This is a genomic window from Alteromonas gracilis, from assembly GCF_043642145.1.
In the GTDB taxonomy this organism is placed as follows: domain Bacteria; phylum Pseudomonadota; class Gammaproteobacteria; order Enterobacterales; family Alteromonadaceae; genus Alteromonas; species Alteromonas gracilis_B.
Genome location: NZ_JBHZRZ010000016.1, coordinates 47,200 through 66,599, shown reverse-complemented (window position 1 = coordinate 66,599; position 19,400 = coordinate 47,200). Strand labels below are relative to the sequence as shown.

General features: G+C 45.0%; 7 protein-coding genes. 1 reads left to right on the top strand and 6 read right to left on the bottom strand.

Annotated features, from left to right (window positions below; all coding sequences use genetic code 11):
* Window positions 1–118: 118 nt before the first annotated feature.
* The 3 genes from recD to recC are packed head-to-tail and all read right to left on the bottom strand — an operon-like array spanning window position 119 to window position 10,097.
* A complete protein-coding gene (recD, locus tag ACHUFN_RS19280) occupies window positions 119–2,317 on the bottom strand; it encodes an exodeoxyribonuclease V subunit alpha (RefSeq protein ID WP_394224364.1) in 2,199 nt (732 codons plus the stop codon).
* Window positions 2,318–2,325: 8 nt separating this feature from the next.
* Complete coding sequence (recB, locus tag ACHUFN_RS19275; protein WP_394224363.1) at window positions 2,326–6,324, bottom strand: exodeoxyribonuclease V subunit beta; 3,999 nt, start codon at window positions 6,322–6,324, stop codon at window positions 2,326–2,328.
* Window positions 6,321–10,097 carry an exodeoxyribonuclease V subunit gamma gene (recC, locus tag ACHUFN_RS19270; RefSeq protein ID WP_394224362.1) on the bottom strand — a complete coding sequence of 1,259 codons (3,777 nt, stop codon included), beginning with the start codon at window positions 10,095–10,097 and terminating at the stop codon, window positions 6,321–6,323. The genes recB and recC overlap by 4 nt, the downstream gene beginning before the upstream one ends.
* Window positions 10,098–10,861: 764 nt before the next feature.
* On the opposite strand from recC, the gene ACHUFN_RS19265 reads away from it, so the two are divergent.
* Entirely contained in the window at window positions 10,862–11,515 is a 654-nt protein-coding gene (locus tag ACHUFN_RS19265; RefSeq protein ID WP_394224361.1) for a dUTP diphosphatase, read from the top strand.
* A gap of 129 nt (window positions 11,516–11,644) precedes the next feature.
* Here ACHUFN_RS19265 and ACHUFN_RS19260 read toward each other — a convergent pair whose 3' ends face one another.
* The 3 genes from ACHUFN_RS19260 to ACHUFN_RS19250 form a co-directional block, all read right to left on the bottom strand.
* Window positions 11,645–13,324 carry an AMP-binding protein gene (locus ACHUFN_RS19260; RefSeq protein ID WP_394224360.1) on the bottom strand — a complete coding sequence of 560 codons (1,680 nt, stop codon included), beginning with the start codon at window positions 13,322–13,324 and terminating at the stop codon, window positions 11,645–11,647.
* 219 nt (window positions 13,325–13,543) lie between these two features.
* Window positions 13,544–17,719, bottom strand: a complete 4,176-nt coding sequence (locus ACHUFN_RS19255) for an EAL domain-containing protein (RefSeq protein ID WP_394224359.1) — start codon at window positions 17,717–17,719, stop codon at window positions 13,544–13,546.
* Window positions 17,720–17,932: 213 nt separating this feature from the next.
* Window positions 17,933–19,336, bottom strand: coding sequence for a ribonuclease J (locus ACHUFN_RS19250; protein WP_394224358.1), 1,404 nt, complete (start codon window positions 19,334–19,336; stop codon window positions 17,933–17,935).
* Window positions 19,337–19,400 lie beyond the last annotated feature (64 nt).

The window sequence follows — 19,400 nt, the reverse complement described above, 5'->3', positions numbered from 1 at the left end:
CGTCATGAATGTTCCATCTTTTTTTATCTGCCTAATATCACTATATTATTTGTGGGGATACCTCAGGGTCAGAGTACTTTTTTAGAAAATGTACTCTGACCCCAATTTCTTGGTGGGGCTATTCGGTGGTAGAGGTGTCTGTTTTATAGCGATTGATTGCTTCGGATAAGCCTGAATAGCGCTTGTCTACTTTCGATACCATGCCACTGAACGTGCCGTTATTTGCAATGATCAAACAGCCATCTTTTGCTCGGGTTAGGCCTGTATATACTAGCCCTCTATGAAACAGGTTGGCCGCGTTGTCGCTTTCAGGCTGCGGTAAAATAAGCACCACGTGCTTAAATTCAGAGCCCTGTGATTTATGAATTGTCATGGCGTAAACAGTTTCAAACTGCGGAACCCGTGAAAGAGAAATGCAGCGAAGCCCGATGTTTTGGTTAGCATGCTGATTTTCATGCTGTATGTTTTTTCGCGCGTTTTTCTGCTCTTCAAAGAACCACGCGTAAAGTTTTCCGTGCTGATCCGGCCAAATTACGCCTACCTCACCGTTTGATAGTCGCTGAGGATGGTGATTTTTAACAATCATAATCGGCTGACCTTGATAGAACTGCCCTTCTCTGCGCCTTATCTTGTGTTTAATTGCATCGAACACAAGATTGTTTAGGCCTTCAACGCCCATCACGCCTTTGCGCACAGGAGTGAGCCAGCGAACGTAATTTAAACGCTCTAGCGCTTCTTTTGCGCTAGTCGCATCAAATATTGGCAAAAAGCTTTCTTTGGCAAGCTGCTGCAATTCTCGAGTGGTTACTTGGCTTTCTGGAAACAGATGCACTCCTGACTGCAAATACGCACTGCGCTGAGTATTCGATTTGCTTGGTTCGCTTGCTTCACCTGCTGAATTTGTATTAGCAGAAATAGCCTTAAGCGCACCAGCAGCATCACCTCGCTGAATTGCTGTGGCTACTTCGGCCACCTGCCCCTTAAAACGCTGCGGTGCTTGTAGCGTTGCCACATAGCTTTTTGCTTGCTCATTAACAGAAAGTAACGGCAAATGAGGGCACAAGGTAGCGATGTACTGGCGTAATTCAGATGGCACGGCACCAAGGGACAGCGCATCGCTAAGATTATTATTTAAGTCTGGCGCTGTCTTTATCACTCCATTAGCAAGCTCCTGGCTAGTGGGAAGCGACGGCTCGTCATCTACCAATTGTTCTAACACGTTGCCAAGTTCCACCGCTGGAAGCTGGTCGGCATCACCTATAAAATACAGGCGGGCATGAGAAGGCAACGCCCTTACAATTCGTGTCATTAATGCTAAATCGACCATACTGGCCTCATCCACAATAAGCACGTCTGCATTTAGCGTGTTGTGTTGGTGGAATTTAGTTGAGACACCATGTTCACGTAAGCCCAGCAAACGGTGAAGGGTTACCGCATCTGTAGGCACGCGGTTGAGTGCGTCATCGTCCACTTTTCCGCGAAGCCCTTCAATGCTGCCCATAATCGACTCAGTCATGCGCTGCTGCGCTTTACCTGTAGGCGCTGCTAACACTATGTTTAATGCTTCATCGCATGCTTGTAGCGCCAGCAGTAAACGCAGTACGGTATAAGTTTTACCTGTTCCGGGCCCGCCGTTTATCACACAGAACCGCTGCATTAAGCTTTTTGCCACTGCTATTTGTTGCCAGTCTTGCTCGTTAGTCGTTTCTGTTGGGAAAATGGCTGGCCACAGTGCTTTCACGTTTTCGCTAGCTTGTTCATCTAATCGTGTAAGCGCTGTGCGATCTACCACGCTTTTCGCCACTTCCTGCTCGAATTCATAGTAGCGGCGGCTGTATAGTTTGCCGTTCTCGTATACAAACAGCTGAGCGTTCTGCTCATTCTCAAGTGCGCTTTTTACAATTTTAATTAAAGGCGTGAGTTCAGGTACGTTAAAGCCTTTTTTCGGCGAACTGTTTTGGTTTTCGTCTTGTCCACGTTGTAACAGTTGCGCACTGCTGCTTAATTCATTTTGCATACGCAAGGCAACAGCATCAGACGCTTCTACTTCAATTACCTCACCATTTTGATTATCGCCACCTTGCACGGCGGTTGGTTCGTTAAAAAGCACTGTGCCCGCTATGTCTTTTAAATATATACAGCTATGGCCATTGCGCTGCATGTAAGACAAATACACAAGCAGACCTGCCCAAACCAAGGCGTCATCTTCTGATAATTCAGAAACAAAACCAAACTCCTTGGCTATGAACTTATCGATTGCTTCAATACCAAATAATTGTTCAAAGAACGACGACACCGAATGTTGCTTATTAGTCATATTTTTCCCTACTCGTCGTCGAAACTGAATTGCTGCTGACCTGAAGGCAACTGACTAGGCAAGTCACCATCTTGTTGATTTGAAATCGATGAAGGCTGATCTTTACTTGCTGAGCCGGGCGCTTTATCCCCAAGTTCTTTATTTAAAAGTTCTTTATTTAGAGGCTCTTTACTCCCAAAAATGACGTCTAATCGATAAAGTAATTGTGACTCAATTTGCGTATAAAACACCCCTTCACCGCGTTCATTTTCAGGATGCATACCACGCAAATAAAGGTAGTACACACCGCCAAAGTGAAGGTCTGGATCATAATTTGGAAGCGTATTTCCCAAGTAACGGTGTAGCGCCAAGCAATAAATTAAATACTGCAAGTCGTAAAGGTGATGCTGGTTATTAGTAAACAGCGCCGATGGCGCGTAGTTGGCAAGACTATCGCCAAGCCATGTCGACTTGTAGTCTGCTACAAAATATTGGCCCTCATGCTCGAAAATTAAATCGATAAAACCGTGCATCATGCCTTGTAGCTGCGACGCAATAAGCTGGGGGGCTTCCTCGGCTTGCGCTTGCAGTTCACGCGCTACCGCTTGGCGATGGTCAGCGAGAACGGTACGAAGCTGCGCCCATTGCGTGTCGTTCATTGGAAAATAGAACTCAGCTTCGCGCAGCGTTTGCTCTAGAGGCAAATCGCTCATGCTTAGCCGCATATTAGGGTACAAAGGCGTTTGAAGCGTTTCCTCAAGCCACTCGTAAAGCAGCGGCGTGCGCACTTCATCTAGCCCAAATCGGGCTACCAGCTCTTTGCCCGTTTCTTCCCACTCTGGTGCACTAAAATCGCTATGTTCTAAAATATCGTGCAGCAAGTTACCGGCGCTCGCCCCTTTTTCTAAGGTAAAGCGCAAGTGATGTTTATCTACCGTGTTTTCGTGTGCTTCAGAAGATGAAAGGTCCAGATTGGCACTGCCGGTACTCAAAACTTCACCCTCGCGTTCAAAAGCATTTAACGCATCAGTTGCATACACTTCTTCATCACGCATGGTTTGTAGTACCGGAACACTCTGAACATTTTGGGTATTTGGGTCTAACTTCTCTATTTCAGTACTTTTTGACGAACCAACAGTCGTTAATCGGCTCATAGCCGAGAAAGAGTAAAGCCGCCACTCCTCGCTTGCGGTTCCAGTAAATTGCAGCGCAGTTAGCTCAGGTAGCACGTCTTTTTGGCTAAAGCCTGTGTACTTCTCTCCAATCTCATCGCCATCGATATGGCTTGCGTGCGATGCCTCTTCATCAGCGACATGGTTTAGTGCCATAGCCCAGTCGCATTCGCCGCTTTTATCGTTATCGCCACAGTCGGCGTTAATATTTTTTTCAGCACCTTTTGCAGCACCTAGGGCGCTTGGGCCCGCCCCAACACCCATAGCACGCGCCAATGCACTTTTCTCATTGTTATCTAGCGGAATAATGCCCATATAGCAGCGATGTGCCGCGCGAGTAACCGCAACGTAGGCAAGACGCATGTCTTCAGCTTCGCTCTCACGTCGAACCCTTGCTACCGCTTGCGGTGTTTGGCCTAACTGCATTTGCAGGTCTTGTTTGTCTTCATCGTAGTAAGTGAAGATCTGCGCCGTCGACTTACCGTTTTTCGAAGCATCCCTATACCCTGTGGCATAGGGAACAAATACTATAGGATACTCAAGCCCTTTCGAGCCGTGCTGCGTGATAAGTCGAATGAGTTCACTGTCGCTTTCAAGACGTAACGTAAGTTCTTCGTCACTTTCTGGTTTATGAATTTGTTTGTTGAGCCAGTCTAACAGCTGCTCAGGCCGCTGATGAGTGGTACTTGCCTTCTCTAGCACTTCAGCAAGGTGTTGATAGTTCGTCAACGCCCTTTCTACGCTATCACCATTTGGCTGGTAACTAGACTGCATTAGATGCAATAGCACGCTCATACAGCCCTTTTGCAACCACATATCGCGCAAAGCCAGCACCTTGTCGAGTGCCGCATCCCATTGTGCATCGTCTTCGTGGTACAGCAGTTCAATCAGCGTTTGCGGGCTATAGCCCCAAAGCGGTGACGCTAAGCTAGAGGCTACCTTGCTGGTGTCATTCGCGTGCCAGATGCCATTGAGTAGCCTAAGCACGTCTTTTGCTTCAACACTGGCAAACAAGTTACTGCGATCGCTAAGGTAAACACAAGCTAGCCCCTTTTGCTGCAACACGTTTTTAATGGCTCCTGCTTCGGTTCTGTCTTTAACCAATATTGCGATATCTTGGGGCTTTACACGCTCATGTTTACCGTGTTGCGTTAAAAAGTGCGCCTCGTTTAACAAGCGATATATTTCTTGTGCTATCCACTGCGCCATTTTCCGGCGCATAATGTTGGCATTTTCCTTATCTTCTAAGCTCATGCTCACATAGTTCATGGCACTGCGGTTAACTTCAGGGTCGACAAGCGGTGTTTTAGCCGCTGCGGCTTTGGGAGTAAATTCAACAGGGTTGTAGTGAATGTCAAAACCAAACACGTCGGCTGGTTTATTGGAAGCCACTGGCGCACCATAAAAAAGGCGGTTATAGGCCTTTACCATGCCTTCAACCGAGCGCCAATTCGTGTTCATTACCCAGCGATAGTCGGCCTGGCGGCCTGCCTTTAAGTAGGTGAAAATATCTCCGCCGCGAAAGCGGTAAATCGCTTGTTTCGGGTCGCCAATCATCAATAGTGCGCTGTCTGCCTCAAAGGTATCGTGCTCACTCGCAGCATTCGGATAAACCGCGTCTAAAATGGCATATTGCTTTGCGTCGGTATCTTGAAATTCATCTATAAGAGCGACAGGAAACTTATTGCGAAGCTCTGGAACCAAGGTATTGTTTGGCTTTACCACCTCATCGGCTAACATGCGAATAAGGTCGTCGAAATCGATAACACCCAGCTGTTTTTTCTGCTTTTCTACTCGCGATTTAATAAATGAGATAGCGTCAACGACTAGATTAAATACGGGTACCTTAGCTAATGCCTTCTCTTTGTCTTCTACCGCTTTATTAAGCGCCTTCACGAAGTCTTTGATGGGATTAAGAATATCTTTCACACCCGACGTATTTCTAGCAAAGCGTTTACCATCAAGAAACTTAAGTGCCTCTGGCGGCGGCAACATGTACTGATTACCTGTAGCACAATGACTTAACCAGCTTTTAAGCGCAGCTAACTCCTGCGGCCTTTCTTTTTTGTGTGCGGGTGTTTTGATGAGCTGTTCTACCAGCAGCCCTTCGTTATCTTCCACGGCTTGCAAAAGGCTTTTTACAAAAGACAATGACGTTTCTGGCGTGGCATCAAGCTGACGATTAAATGCCTCTTCAATATCGTCTTCGCTAAGCATAATTGGCGTTAGCGTACTTCTAATGCTGGCATTGAACTCGTACAGCAGTTTTTCAGGCACATGCCACCCTGACTCTGCTAACAGCAAAAAGTCGCTCTCGTTTTTACTTACTTTGCGAATGTAGTCTTCGGCTGCTTGAAGGTAAAGGTCGCTGGTGTCGTTACCTAAGTTAAGCGACATAGCAAAGCCACTGTTAAATGCTAGCTGGGTAATAACATGCTGGCAAAAACCGTGAATGGTAAATACAGATGCTTCATCAAGTTCAAGCTGGGCGGCTTTTAGCAATGCTAAGCTCTCGTCGCAATCACACTTGTTAAATAAGTGTTGGTAAACGGGGTCGCAATCGCTTGCAATTTCATCACCGTTGTCTTTGGCGTGCTGCCAAATTTGTGTGGCCTCTCGCAGCGTTTTAGCAATACGCCCTTTTATTTCCTCGGTAGCGGCTTTAGTGAACGTCATCACCAAAATTTCTTTTACTGTGAGCTTTTTTTCTAGCAGCAGTCGCAAATACAATCGAGTAATATTAAACGTCTTCCCCGTGCCTGCGCTGGCTTCAATAAGATGGCGCCCTTTGAGCGGCATTGCCACTACATCAAGCAGTTTCGCCATGTTTTCAGAGGATGGGGTGTTAACGCTCATAACTTCTCCTCTTGAGAAACATTATTGACCATAGCGTATAAAACAAACGCACATAAATGTGGCATATCTCGCCACTCTACCCCTTGTGGGAACAACCAGTTAAGGTAAGGATGATTCACCATATCAGCGCTAAAAGGCCCTGAGCTTTGCTGCCAATCGGTAATTGCACGCTGTAACTCAACGGTGTCAAACAATGCAGCAGCCTGCCCTATCAGCTGCTGTGTACCGTCTGTTGCATCGGTTGTCTTGCTAACATCGTCATCGTCAAAAGGGCAAATTTCATCAATAGCCTGACGTACTTGGCCTTTAATAGTGCTGTCAGTTTCAGCAAGGCTCCCAGAATAATTCAATAACGCTTGTAAGATATTGCTGAATTTTTCTGGCTTAAATGCCGCAGCAATCGGCTGGCTTTCGGATTTTCTCGTGCCCGGAATGAAGGTATCAAAAAGGCTTGAATAAAATGGCGTTGGCGATGTGTATAACGCCATGTAAAGCTGCTCAATAAATAGCAGTAGCTGAATAGCCGAGTCGCGTTCAAAGGCATTAAACCGGCGCTTCTTCAAAATAGTTTCGCCTTTCTCCCAAGCGCACGAATAAACGTCGAGTGGATAACGGCTATAAGGCGTAACTTCTTCGCTGCTTGAAAACACTAATTGTGAAATGAAAAAACCTAATGTGCGGTTGGTATCTACTTTTCCAGCGCACAATTCAAGTAGCGCGTCACTCCCCTCTAGGGCTGTCGCGGTAAAGGTTATGTATTTCCCTGTGAAATGGGCTTTTTTAGGCTCTGCGTCGTGGGGGCCCATGGCCTGACTTAATGCCAACGCGCCTTCCTTCCACATGTCCAGTTCTTCTTTCGCAACAGGGTTATTAGGAATATCGCCGCGTAATACTGCGTGCGTGATAATTTTTTCACTGTAGCTAAGTGCATTTGTATCTGCTTGGTCTTCTTCACTTAAAACATTAGTGTCATTTGATACATTGCGCTCAGGCGATGAAAATATGGCGTCGACTACCTTATATCGAAGTAACGCATTAGTTTCAAACGGCTCGCTATTTTCAAGCAACGTGAACGACTGAGACAAATTAACGCCAAGCCGCTGAACAGAGAAATGCTCTAATGGATCTCTAAATGCGCGCGCAATTTGGGCACCTGATAGACGTAGCTCTTCTACGCTAAGCGCTTCAGGCTGCTCGTCTGCTTGGTTACCCGCTATTGCGCCTGCTTTTGCATTAGTCTTGCTTGCACTGGCGTAACCCAGCGTTGCTTTATTGGCTTTGTCTTGTGTGCTTTGTTCCGTTTGGTTTTCGGCTTTGCCCTCGCTAAGCGATTCTATATCTGTTGCCGGGTTTAACGCCGAAGTATGCTTTGCAGATGCTTTCGTTTGTTGGAGTGCGTAAGCAAGCCGTAGCCAACCGGTTTCATAGCTTGGCAGTAAACCGGCAAAGCCCTCTTCACTGAAGGGGTGAAGTGGCGCGTACACGCTATAGGTAGACAATGCCACGTTGTAGCTGTTTTCAAGCATATCCATGAACTCAGCCAGTACTAAGCTTGGCTGACGCTCACTATTATTGGTCACATCATTTCCTTGATAGCTTAAGTACAAGCTTTCACGAGTTGAAATGATGGCTTCTAAAAATAAGTACCTGTCTTCTAATCGTCTGGAGCGGTCGCCCACACGACGGCCAGAATTCGCCATTAAATCAAGACCCAATGGGCTCGACTTTCGAGGAAATTCACTGTCATTTAGGCCCAGAATACACACTTTTTTGAAAGGGATACTACGCATGGGCAGCATAGAGCACACCGTGACTTGCCCCGTCATAAAGTGGTTTCCTGCGTCAGGTGAAGAGAAACGATTTAGAAGAAGATCGCGCACTTGTCGCAAAGTTAACTCGTGCTCGTATTCAGCCTCTTCACAGCGCGCGGCTAAATCAGCGGCAACCTTGGCAATAAGATCCCAGCTTTGTTGCTGATCTTTCGTCGGCATAAAGCATGCGTCGCGAAGCGCTATCAAGGCTTTTGACCATTGCGCTGGCGTTCGCGGCATAGTCAGTTCTTGCGCGAATTCGCCCAGTAGCGCTATTACCTCAATAAGCTTACCTAACGTTAACGCGTTTTGCCCTTCTACATCAGGAATGGTAAGCATGTCGCTAATAATACGTTCACTGTCAGGCGCCAACATACCCATGAGCAAGCGGCGGATACCCCACCACCAGCTGTAGGTATCGTCTAAGCTTACACCTTCAGACACCGCGGTTTTATGCGCGCTGTTAAGCCCCCAATGAATGTGCGCTTGTTTAAGCCACACCACCATTTGTTCTATGTCATCTTGCGATATCGAAAAACGCTTTTGCACAGAATCTAGCTGTAAGTAATCTAAGATGTCTGACACACCAAAGCGACTGTCTGGCAATTGCAGAAGCGCCATAAAGGCGGCAATCAGTGGCTCTGCGTCCATGGGGCTTCTATCAGCAATGGTACAAGGCAGGCGCACTTGTGCAATTCCTGCTAGCGATTTCGTTCCAACGCGGTGAAATACAGCGTCAACGAATGGCGCGTAATTTTCTATGGCTGGGCACATAACAAGAATGTCAGAAGGCGTACGCGTTTTATCTTGCGACAGCCAATGTAGCAAGTGATCGTGTAACACTTGCACTTCGCGAAGGGCTGAATGGGTGCACATAACCGTAACGCTATCATCAGCGCTTTTTAAATGTGTAGCAATTGGCTGAGGGTGAGCGGCTTGTAAAATGTCGTAGTGAATGAAGTCCAGTAGCCCGCGCTTGGGCTCCGTAGCGCCATCATTTCCACCTTCATCACTGCTCTCACCTTCACTTTCATCGTCAAAGACCGGTGAATCGAAAGCGCTTATTTCAAAGGTATCAAGCTCGGTTAACAGGTTGAAAAGCTCTCTTCCCTGTTTACCCAAATTACCCAACAACGGATTAGACTGATCGTTTTCCATCCACTTATGCAGCCCCTCTAAACGCAGCAGTCTTGCTTGCTCGCTGCTGCTTTTAGCCTCGCCCCAATAATTAACGCTAGGGTTTAGGTGAAAAATATGAATATCGATATGCTCAGCAAGGGCATCAAAAAACGAAATAAGCTGAGGTGCCATGGTGTTTATTGCAAATACAATTACACGCTTTGGCAAGTTATTGGGCACGTGTCCGGCTTCTAATGCTTCCAGTGTCATTTGATGCAAGCGCGCAGGATGAAGTGGCTGCTGTTTCGCTAACACTCGCCAAATCTCACTTTGCCACACTTCCATGTTATCAAACACAGCGCGCTCGTTATTTTCCCATTTAAACAACCAGTCGGGTCGGTAAAGCAGGTATTGCTCGTAAACATCGGCCAGCGCTGTAGCAAGCTGTAGGCGTTGAAGCCCTTGCTCTTGTTCGCTGCCCGCACTTTGCCAATATCTATTCACTTGCTCAAATGCTTCACTTTGCATCAGAGAGCCGTCTTGAAGAATATTGTCAATGCGCCACGTAAGCACTTCTCGGCGATAAGGCGATTGTTTTGGCACTTTGTCGTGCCCTAATACTGTACGTGCGGTATTCCACATAAAGCGTACGGGCAATGGATAATCGATATTCATTGCCACACCTTGTTCATTTGCTAGCTGCATGCTTACCCAATGCTGCATGCCTGGGCTTTCAACCAATATCGTTTCTGGCGTGAAAACACCCAAAGGTTGCTGACGCAAAAGCGTAGTAAGCAAAAAACTTAAGTGTTCTAATTTGTTAGAGGGATATAGCGCAAGCAATCGAAAAATCCTTTGTAGAACGTGCTTTTAGGTAAAGTACAAAGACTGTACAAACACCTGTCGACATTATGATTTAGTGTATCGTAATCCGCTCAGTAGTTAAGTGATTTCTTGGGGTTTACGTTAAGGAAATGTGTATTTTCTAAGTGTAAATGAACAAAAAGGAGAAATAGTTGACTACCATAAAGGCAGCTTCTGTTCGTTCATGCAGCAACCGTGACACTCGTGCAGCTATTTTTTAATAGCAATACAGTGAGATCTTAACAATAAAAATAAGCAAGTATTTAATGATGTGATTTACCGTTGATGCTTTTGCTACAGCTTTGCCGATGAGCGATTCTTGAATGTTAATGACGGACGTTGTTTATTGAATTTTGAGCAAAAAAAACCCACACAGACCTCAGGACACGAAAAATCTGCATGGGTAAGGTTTACGGTCTACTCAGTAACAACGTGAATAAGCGTTGCCTGGCACTCATTCACGTTAGCGCTACTGCGTAGTACGGTTAACAATTTGTAGTTTGCATGTTGGGTGCCAACTTTTTATTTCAATAATTTCAACACCTTACAAAAAACCCAAAAACATGACCAATAAGTCATAGTTTTACCTTGGTGCAAGTGCACCACAAGCAAGCACCTGTCGGCGGCTTGCAATGCCCCATGTACAACAGCGTGAAAAGCGAATTAGCGGTTCCTCATAAAGCGTCATTCAAGTACAATTTGCCCTTTAAAAATTCAATGTATTTTCACGGTCAGGAGCCACGATGTTAACCGCGCAACAACTCGCCACCATGCTTTCTCTTCAAGACAAAATGAACACCAAAGTTAACCCAGACTGGCTAAATGCAGGCTATGGATACCTACGTGCAGCTATGGTTGAGTCGGTTGAAGCCATTGAACATCATGGTTGGAAATGGTGGAAAGCACAGCAAAAAGACTTGCCTCAGCTTCAAATGGAGTTAGTTGATATTTGGCACTTTGCGCTTAGCGCCTGCATTATTGAATACAAGGGTGACATTACTGAATCGGCAAAGAGCATTGCCGCTGAACTAGCTAGCGGCAATGCGTTAGTGTTGTTTGATGGGAAAGAATACGATGCATCGCAGCAATCACTATTAGATAACCTAGAGCTGATGACAGGCCTATGTGCTGCGAAACGATTCAGCGTTCCACTGTTTATGTTTATCGTACGTCAATGTGAAATGTCGGCAGACGAGCTGTATCGCCAGTACGTTGGAAAAAACGTACTTAACTTCTTCCGCCAAGATAACGGCTATAAAGAAGGTACTTACGTAAAAGTATGGGAAGGCCGTGAAGATAACGAACACTTAGTAGAAGTAATGGACGCACTAGACTTAACCAAGCCAGAGTTTAGCGACTTGGTTTACGAAGGTTTACGCACGCGTTACCCTGCTTAAAAATACATAAAAGCAGCGCTAAATAGCATGTTGTTTTAGCAAACAGGTGCTTGAGAGCAAAAAAAAAGCTCTGTCATAGACAGAGCTTTTCTTGTAATAACTTCCGATTACTCAATGGCCTTGCAACAATTAAGCATCAACCCAAACAAGCTTATCGTTGTAACTGCCTTGAATAATGTCAACGAATCGCTCTTCTAGTATGTGGCGCTTCACTTTTAGCGTTGGCGTGAGCAAGTCGTTTTCAATACTCCATTCATTTTTCATCACTACTACGCGGTCCATCACTTGGTGACTTTCCAATTTTGCGTTAATGGCTTCGAATGTCTTCTTAAGGCTTGCTTCAATGCCCGCTTTGTCTTTCTTCTGGGCCTCTTCGCTAAGTACAAGTAACGCGACAGGTTGCGGTAAATTAGTACCTGTTACACACACTTGCTCAACAATTGGGTTTTCCATAAATTTAGCTTCGATTGGCGCTGGCGTAACGTACTTACCTTTGGCCGTTTTAAAGATGTCTTTCAAACGACCTGTAATTTTAACGTAGCCATCAGCATCAATAACGCCTTTATCACCCGTACGCAAATAACCATCTTCGGCAAATACCTCAGCGGTCTTTTCTGGCTCAAGGTAATACTCCAGCATATTACATGGCGACTTAACCTGAATTTCGCCCTCTTCAGAGGTACGAATGTCTACGCCGTCGTAAGGTCTGCCAATACAGCCAATTTTATCATGACGGAACGGCACACTACCGGTACCGTACGCACTGTTTTCGGTCATACCCCAACCTTCTGAGATATAAATACCAATTTTTGCAAACCATTCAATGACTGCTGGCGCTAGAGGCGCTGAGCCGCTGGCCCATAAACGGGCATTATTGATACCCAGTCCATTGCGTATTTTCTTAGCGACAATTTTGTTGAGGAAAGGAATTTTAAGCAATGTATCGAGTTTCTTTTGCGGCATTTTTGCCAGAACGCCCATTTGAAACTTAGTCCACAGTCGAGGCACAGAAATAAACAACGTTGGCTGACAGTGACCCACATCGCGCTGGAATGTCGTTAAATCTTCAACAAAGTGAATTTTTCCACCGCTATAGAAACTTGAAAGCTCTACCAATACACGCTCTGTTATATGCGCAAGTGGCAGATAGCTCATGGTACGGTCGTTTTGATTAATACCAAGCTGGTCAAGCGAGCGACGCGCAGCCCAGCATGCCGTATTGTAGCTATGAACCACCCCTTTTGGCTGACCTGTGCTTCCCGATGTGTAGATGATCGTCATCATATCGTCCATATCAGGAACTGGCGAATCATCGATTGGCGCAATATCCATAAACTCTTTCCATTGCTGCCTAGTCGCAATGTTCGGGTATGGAAATGCAACGGTTAGATACTCTGATGGAATTGAAGCGACTTGCTCAGCGGTATTATCCAGTTTGCCCACAAACAATAGCTGTACGTCAGCGTGTTTTAAAACGTACTGAACGGTATCTGGCCCTGCCGTTGAGAAAATTGGTACCGATACGTGGCCTGCCATCATTATGCCTAGGTCTGCGATAAACCATTCAGCGCAGTTTTTTGAAAAAATGCCAATTCGGCTACCTTTAGGAAAATCGAATTCACGTAAACGGGCTGCCACTTTTCTTGCTTGTTCGGCTACCTGCTTCCAGGTGAAGTCGTGATATTCACCGTTTATAGGCTGCGTAAGAAATACGTCGTTTCCACGGCTTTGTTCCCAGTGGTACAACATACTTAATGGCGATGTTATTACTTCCGTGGTATTTGCGTTTGCTGTCATGTCTAGCGGCATAAGTCACTCATATGTTGTTATAATGTAGCTCATTTTTACAATGATTTCACAGACTTCTAATAAGCCCTATTTTTAATTGAAAAACAAGCTTTTTAAACAAGCGTTTACATTCTATGCGACGAATAACAAGGCGTTAGACGTTTAATTTAGTTTTCTTATAGACTTGGCTTTTAATTTTTTATGGTCTTATCAGTTAAGAACAAATGCCAATAACCCAGTCTAGTTCCAAGATTTAAACAGTAAAGGAGTGACCTCGTCAGCATCACAGGGTTTAGCATAAAAGTACCCTTGGTGGTAATAACAAGACTTTTCTATAAGTTCTTCCACCTGCGATTGAGTTTCCACGCCCTCTGCCACACAACTCATATTTAAGTTGTCTGCTAACGCTATTGTTGTAGCAACAAGCGCTTCATTTGCATTCCCCGGTGCCATTTCATTAACAAAACTCTTATCTATTTTAAGCACTGAAAGTGGGTAGCGTTTAAGGTAACTAAGCGATGAATACCCCGTACCGAAGTCATCAAGGGCCAACACAAAGCCTTCTCCTACGAAGCGCTTAATTTGCCGCAGTGCGTTGTCGCTATCATCCATCAACACGCCTTCGGTTATTTCAAACCGGAAGGCTTCTTTGGGTAAATCGAATTCTTCAAGCAGCGTTAGTACGCTGCCTAGGTCAAATTCTGTTTTAAAATGTAGCGCCGACAAGTTTATTGAAACATACCCAGTAAAGCCCTGCTTGTACCATGAAGCTAGGTCTTGTGCAGCTCTTCGCATGGCTTGTCGGGTAACTTCAATTATATATTTAAGCTCTTCTAGTACCGGAATAAACTGGTCGGGATAAAGAGGTTCGTCGTCTAGCTTTCCACGCAACAGAAGCTCTACGCCTATGGTTGAATGAGTTCTAGCATCAATGATGGGCTGATAGTGATTGAAGAAGCCCCCGTCTGAGTAAGCGCGCTTCACTTTGTTTTCAAGCTGAAGGCGCGTTTTCGCTCGCTCATTCATATCGCTAGTAAAATAGGTGAAACCGCAAAGTGCATCTTTTTTCGCACTGTACATGGCCACGTCGGCCTGCTTAATTAACTCAGCAGGTTCAGACGCATCCTCAGGATAGAAAGCAACACCAATACTGCATGAAACTCTTAGCACTTCCTCGGCCAAAGAAATGGGGGTCTCTACCGATTCAATAATTTGTGCAACAAACGAACTTAAGTCGTCTTCGCCCGTTACCTCTTCTATCACAATAACAAATTCGTCGCCGCCTAACCGTGCTACTGTGCCCGACTCGGCAACTAAATTACGCATTCTGTTTGCCACAATGCGCAACAATTTGTCGCCATAGTCATGCCCTAGAGAATCGTTTATCCCTTTAAAGCGGTCAAGGTCAACAAACATTACGGCAACGCGATGTTCATTATGACGGGCAAGGCCAATGGCATGCTCTAATCTATCGAGCAACAACGTTCTATTTACTAGTCCAGTTAAACTGTCATACGTGGCAATTTTTAGTAATTTTCGCTCGGCATTTTTTTGCTCAGTAATATCTGAAATAACGATAAGGTAATGATCGGCAGCATTACTTTCACCGCTTACGGCGGTTATATCAATAAGCACGTCGTAGCGCTTGCCGTCAGCGCCATCAATTACTGCCTCGTCTTTCCAAAAATCACCGCCTTGCATATCTGGCAATTTGCCAGAAAGATGCCTGTTTAAATTGGGATAGCGCAAATATAGCCTAGCTAACTGTTTAGGTAACGGCTCTTTGTTATTAAGTCCGAAAACGTGCTCAAAGGCCGGGTTGGCTGCAACTAATCGCTTCTCTTTGTCAAAAATTAATACCCAGTCTCTGGTTTGCCTGAATGCATCGCTAAACAGAGTGACTTGTTGCTGTGCTTTTTCCAACCTAAACACCTGGCGTTGACGAGACAGCAAATACGCTACAAATAAGCCTACAATTAGGGTTGAGTAAATGGTGTAGGCCAAGGGTGAGCGCAATGGTGCATAGGGCATTGAAAGCGTAATTTCGGCAGGCAGTACATTATAGTCGAAACTCCCCGGCGTTGGCGCTACTGAAAAGACATAGTCACCTGGCTCAATATTAGCAAACGTTATTTTAGCGTCGTCAGTTATTCCCTCAGTAACAATTCGGTCGCCATTTAATAACTTGTAGTAATACTTTACTTTTCCTACGCCAGACATGGCCAGCGATGAAAAGTGAATAGTTAGACCATAGTCTTCATAATCTAAATCGAAGTGATGCCCGCTTAAATTCTTTAGAGGCTGGTTAAGGCTCCTATTATCTACTGAAACTTCTGTAATGGCGGTTTGTTTACTCAGCAAGCTCTTTCCAGCGTCTAAACTTTCCAACTGTGAGGCTGAAAACACTACGGCACCACTTGTCGAACCATAAGCAAAACGTCCGTCATCCAGTTTTAATGAAGCACCCTGATTAAATTCAGAAACGCTAAGCTCTCGCCCATAAATAAAGTTTTTGATTTGCCCTGTAGCCGGGTCGTATTTGTGAAGCCCCTTGTGAGAACTAAACCAAATATTACCGGACTCATCTTTTTGCAGGCCATAAACGATATTTGATAACAAAATGTTGGTGTCATTTAAATTGTACAGAGGCTCGAAGGTATCTGCATCAATGCCAATTAATCCCACCCCGCTGTAGGCAAGCCATAGAACGCCTGTGTCGTCTATAATCCAAGACGATATAGAACGATCCCTTCCGCGCTGCTGCTCAGAGAATCGATAGACCAGTTCGTGCTGAAAAGTAACAGGGTCAATTAGCCACACTCCACCTTCTGTAGCTAAAAACAGTCTATTACCGTGATATTTTGACTCTCCTAGAAAGCCAATTGAGAAGTTTATGTCGAAAACGCGCGGGTCTAACTCAAGATAAGAGACCACTTTCGTATCAACATTATATTTCACAAAGCCTTCATTGCCGATAAAGTACAAGTCGCCAGCATTTGTAAGCATCATCCCGGCGCCGAAAGCGTCAAATATAGACTCTTCACCACCTTCAGTTACTTTCGGGTAATTCGCCTCCCCTGTTTCTGGGTCAAAAATACGAATACCGTCGTACGTGTCTAAAAACAGTTTTCCGCTCGACGTTGGTAAAATCTTATCTACGGCACCTTCACCAACTGTTGCTTTCTCACTTTCTTCGTACAGGTACTTCACCGACTCCATAGTGGTAAAATCGTAGTGATTTAACCCGTTTTCTGTACCAACCCAAAGTTTATTTGGCTCTGTTTCTGCAAACGCCCACACAACATGACTGGTTAGCGAACTACTTCCATCAGCACGATCATTTTGTATGGTGAAAATATCCGCGCTTTTAACTCCGAAATAGAGTGCGCCAGCGTAGACCGAACTAAGCCAGAGGTTGTCTGACTCGTCCTTTGCTATTGCAGTAATCTTTTTATCTGATATTTCGGTGAAACCGTTATGGGGTTCTAAGATATGCTCGTATTGCCATCTGTCAGCCGTTTTCGTTAGCTGAAACAAACCTTTATTGGTACCCATCCAAAATGCATTGTCTTTGTATTGCACCAGTGTCCACACGTTTCTGTCTGAAACCACTTGCTTGAACACATTGTCTTTTTCACCTCTCACTTGAGCGAGAAAGTCCTGTTTAGACGCAACAAAAACGCCGAGAACCGTAGATATCCAAACTCTGTTTTTATCGTCTAATAACAAGAACTTCGCATTGGCATTGTCGAGATTTTCCTCAACTTCACCAAGGTAATCTAGGGGAGTGAGAGGCTGATTTTTGTCATTAACACTTTTGGTAAATACCCCCGAAGTGGTCGCTACAAGAAGTGTATCCTCAATGGTAATGGCGGCGCGAATACTTTGATTACTTTCAAGCAAGGAGGTGGGAAGCGTTGCAATACTGCTCAACTGTTTAGTATTCGTATCAAATTGCTGAATTTCTTCACTTAGCGCGATAATAAGTTGTGATGGCGTGTGCCAATGAAAGGTCTCCGCGTGTTGAACAAAGCCCTCAATATTGCGGTAATGTGTAGGTTTAATTTGCACGATATCTTGTGTAGCTAGATCAAGATAATAAACCCCTCTACCGTAAACACTAAACCACAGTGCATCGGTATCCTGCAAAGCCAGTCGATAAACTGAGGCGTCAATAAGAGCATTGTCTTGCCCGGTTATTCGCTTAGTGCTAACACCATCCCAACGAGCCAAACCACCTTCTGTTGCAATCCACACGAAGCCATCTTTATTAATTGCAATGTCATTAACGATATCCTGTGGTAAGCCATTCTTTGTTGATAGTGACTGAAACACAGGGTTTGATAATCGCGGGGATGCCACAGTCGGAAAGCTTATAATAAGCGATAACAATAAAAGGTAACTGAAACGTCTCATCAAGAAAGGGTCGCACATTTAAAATTTTTATTATTGCCCAAGTGTAACAGAATGTTTGATACATGGGCAGATTGATAAACAAGGTTTTTAAATGCACTAAACATTTAAATAAAGCATTGAATAGTTAGCACATTTTATAAAGGAAGAGAGAAATATCTAATAGAGATAACAGCGCTTTGCCCTTTTTTAGCTTATTACTTTTGCTTGTAATTGCTACTCCTGTTGGACAGGTATACGACCTACAGGTACCACTTGTCGCCTAATACTAGGCTGAGGAGCAAGCCGGTATAAGTCACCATTTTGCCCCACATAATGCTTTTTCACGCCGCATGCCTTAGCAATAGCTGCGTGAGCTTTAAGATGTAAGTGCTCCCCATGAACGGGAATAGCAATAGTGGGTTTTACCCAATGGTACATCAGCTTTAGTTCTTCTTCACATGGATGCCCGCTTGCGTGAATAGGCAGTGTACTATCTTCACTGTGAATAACGGTAACGCCCTTAGCTGTCAGCGACTTGCTTAATCGGCCAACGCTTTCTTCATTGCCCGGAATCACAATTGAGGAAAACAAAACCGTGTCGCCTTTATCAAGGCTTAAGTGTGGGTGGTTATCTTTTGCGAAACGAGCTAAAGCCGTATTTTTTTCTCCTTGACTGCCAGTGGCAACTGCTAAAACTTCGTGAGGCGGCAAATAACCTAAATGCTGGGGGTCGGTAATGGGCAAATCATCAGGCCAAATTCCCTGCTGCTTGGCAATACTGTACATATTCATTAGAGAGCGCCCGTATAAAGCCATGTACCGCTTAGTTTTTTGTGCTACTTTAGCTAACGAAATAAGCCGCGCAATATTGCTTCCAAAACAACTAACCACGACCCTGCCTTTCAAAGGCGCTATGGTACTTAACAAGCCGTCATAGCAGTTGCGTTCTGAAATTGAAAAACCTGGTTTAGGTGCATTGGTCGAGTCGCCTACTAAAGCGAGTATATTTTGGCTACCTAGCCGCTTGTAAAGGCTGACGTCGAACGGCAATCCAGTAATAGGGTTAGCGTCAATTTTCCAGTCAGCTGTATGAAGTACGCTACCAGCGGGCGTGTCTATTTTAAGTGCAAAAGGCTCAGGCAAGGAATGGGTGATGGCTAACCAATTTACACTAAATTGCCCTATTTGGTGGGTTTCACCTGCGTCGACTTCTATGATGGGTATGCGATTTGCCAGCTTGCTCCTGGCAAGCTTACGCCTTAGCACTTCAGCCGTAAAAGACGTGGTGTAAATCGGTTTTTGGAAACGCTCCCAAAGATAGGGTATCGCTCCTACATGGTCTTCATGAGCATGGGTAATAACTATGCCAGCTAATGCATCTTTCTGTTTTGCAATAAACGAAGGGTCTGGTGCAACGACGCGATGAGTCGTACCTGTAGAGGTGAGGTCACTTTCCCTTGGCCCTTCTGTTTTGTAGGCTGGCCTTTTATAGGCCGGAATAAGGGGCTCATCAAACGACACGCCGCAATCTACCATCAACCACTGCCCGTTGTGACCGTACAAATTGAGGTTCATCCCAATTTCACCCGTTCCACCTAACGGAACAAACCACAAATCATCAACAGTTGGTTGCAACAAAACTGATACTACCCTTCTCAAAATGGGGAAATTAGATAGAACACATGACCGAAGTAGAAAGCCA